Origin of the sequence: Actinoplanes sp. NPDC051633, from assembly GCF_040681735.1 — a bacterium.
GTDB lineage: Bacteria > Actinomycetota > Actinomycetes > Mycobacteriales > Micromonosporaceae > Actinoplanes.
In genome coordinates this window covers 1-2,502 of record NZ_JBFAZH010001129.1, presented here as the reverse complement: position 1 = coordinate 2,502, position 2,502 = coordinate 1, and the positions used below count along the sequence as shown (strand labels likewise).

At 68.4% G+C, this 2,502-nt stretch carries 1 protein-coding gene and 1 pseudogene; one reads left to right on the top strand and one right to left on the bottom strand.

Translation table 11 applies throughout. The features are described from left to right. Positions 1-28 precede the first annotated feature (28 nt). Entirely contained in the window at positions 29-919 is an 891-nt protein-coding gene (locus tag AB0M20_RS37955; protein ID WP_364305684.1) for an MFS transporter, read from the bottom strand. Between the two features lie 268 nt (positions 920-1,187). Here AB0M20_RS37955 and AB0M20_RS37950 point away from each other — a divergent pair. Then, positions 1,188-2,502: pseudogene (locus AB0M20_RS37950) on the top strand (hypothetical protein); the annotation flags it as partial.

Sequence of the window (2,502 nt, the reverse complement as noted above, 5' to 3'; positions counted from 1 at the left end):
CACGCTATGCCGACATTCGTCTCCAAGTTTAGTTAAGGGTTCTTCTCAACATCAATAAATTTTCTCGGCATAAATGCGTGCTAATATTTAAATTTAAGTAGGCCTGGTATGTGGTGAGGAAGGCGTACGCCAGCAGGAGCATGAACCGGCTCCCGAAGGCCCACGCGAAGTCCGGGCTCTTGCGGGGGTTGACGTAGAACGCGTTGGCGAACTCCCGCAGCGACCAGTTCGCCTTGTCGGCCCGGGCGAGCCGGCGATCGTTCAGCGTGACCGCGAAGAGCAGGATGAGGAACCCGCCGATCGCGCACGGGGCGAGGAACATGGCAAGCTGGCTGCCGGTGAACAGCTGCACCAGGAAGGTGCCGCTCACCGACGCGATCGGCAGACAGACCCCTAGGACACCCGCGACGAGGCCGCGCTGAGCGGGCGGGACCTGGTCCGGCAGCACCGCCACCAGGGCGGCGAGCAGGGCGTTGAAGAACAGCTGGGCGACGCACCATCCGAGCAGGACGACCGCGATGGTGGGTGCCAACGCGACCGTGAGGATGCCGAGGGAACCGGCCAGCAGGCCGATGACCATCCAAGGCCGGCGCATGCCCAGCCGCGACGAGGTGCGGTCGCTCAATCTGCCGAAGAACGGATTGGCGACCATGGCCAGCGCGGAGCCGATCCCGGTCACCAGCGCCAAGCTGCCCGGGGCCCGGTCGATCCCGACCAGTGAGTTGACCTTCAACGCCAGGGTGACCAGCAGTGGCGCGAGGAACACCAGGGAGGTGCCCGTGTACGCCGACGCGTACAGCGCGATGAAGCCCCATCCGACCCGGTGTACCGCCGGTGAGTCAGGCCCGACCGCGCCGACCGGAGGCAGACGCGGGCCGGCGCCGGACCTGCTGTTCCGTGGACGGGACGTGTCCGGCATTGCGCTCTCCCGACGGTGGCACACGACGTGCGAGCCGCGCCTGCCGTTCGCCCTGCGATCAGCGGTCTAATGTGAGGGCGGATCGCCGAGGAACGGGTGGGCCGGAGGACCCAGCATCCACCACATGACGCGCTCGCAACAGGAGACGGTGATGCCAGCTCCGCTGCTCGAGACCAAGCTCTATATTCCGATGCCCCGACGTGGCCTGGTGCCGCGTCCGCGACTGATTGCGCGGCTGAACCGCGGGGCAGCGTCGAGGTTGATGCTCGTGTCCGCACCGGCCGGCTTCGGCAAGACGACGTTGCTCGCCGCGTGGCTGGCGGCCGCACCGGCGTCGCCGACCGAAACGCGCTCAGCCGCCTGGCTGTCGCTGGACCACGGCGACAACGATCCCCGGTTGTTCTGGACGTATGTGATCGCCGCGCTGCGGACTGCGGCACCAGGAGTGGGCGCGAGGACCGTCGCGCTGCTGGACGGGTCACAACCGGTTCCGACCCACGAGCTGCTCACCACCCTGCTCAACGACCTCGGCTCACTCGGAAACGACCTGGTGCTGGTGCTCGACGACTACCACGTCATCGAATCGCGCGACGTGCAGGACGGGATGGCCTTCCTGCTCGACCACCTGCCTGCGCAGGTGCATGTGGTCATCGCCGGCCGCGCCGATCCCCCGGTGCCGCTCGCCCGGCTGCGGGCCCGCGGCGAGCTGGTCGAGGCTCGCGCGGCTGACCTGCGCTTCACCCCTGACGAGGTCGCCGCGTACCTCGCCGAGGTGATGCCCCTGCCGCTGACGGCGCAGGATGTCTGTGCGCTGGAGGAGCGCACCGAGGGGTGGATCGCCGCCCTTCAGCTGGCGGCGCTGTCGATGCAGGGCCGCGACGACATCACCGGCTTCATCGCCGGGTTCGCCGGGGACGACCGCTACGTCGTCGACTATCTGGGCGAGGAGGTGCTGCAGCGTCAGCCCGACCATGTCCGAGCCTTCCTGCTGCAGACCTCGATCTTGGCCCGGCTGACCGGTCCGCTGTGCGATGCCGTCACGGGACAGGATGGTGGCGGGGCGATGTTGGAGGCCCTGGAGCGAGGCAACCTGTTCCTCGTCCCGCTCGACAATCGCCGCCGCTGGTACCGCTATCACCACCTCTTCGCCGATGTGCTGCATGCGCGCCTGCGGGACGAGCAAGCCGACCGTGTGTCCGGCCTGCACCGCCGGGCGAGCGCCTGGTACGCCCAGCACGGCGAGGTGGCCGCGGCCATCCATCACGCCCTCGCCGCCGAGGACTTCGAGCGTGCGGCGGATCTGGTGGAGCGCGCGATGCCGGCCATGCGCAGGGACCGACGGGAGGCGACGTTGCGTGGCTGGCTCGAGCTGCTGCCCGATCATCTCTTCCCGGCAAGGCCGGTGCTCAGTAACGGCTATGTCGGGGCGTTGCTGGCCACCGGCGAGCTCGAGGGCGTCGAGCCGCGCCTGCGGGACGCCGAACGGTGGCTGGAACCCAACCCGGACCGGCATGACGGGCCGCAAGCCCCGCCGATCGAGATGATCGTGGTGGATGAGGAGGAATTTCGCCGGCTACCGGGGT

Bases quoted from the DNA above. Each gene is read 5' to 3' on its own strand.
- AB0M20_RS37955 (WP_364305684.1), bottom strand. From the start codon at position 919: ATGCCGGACACGTCCCGTCCACGGAACAGCAGGTCCGGCGCCGGCCCG.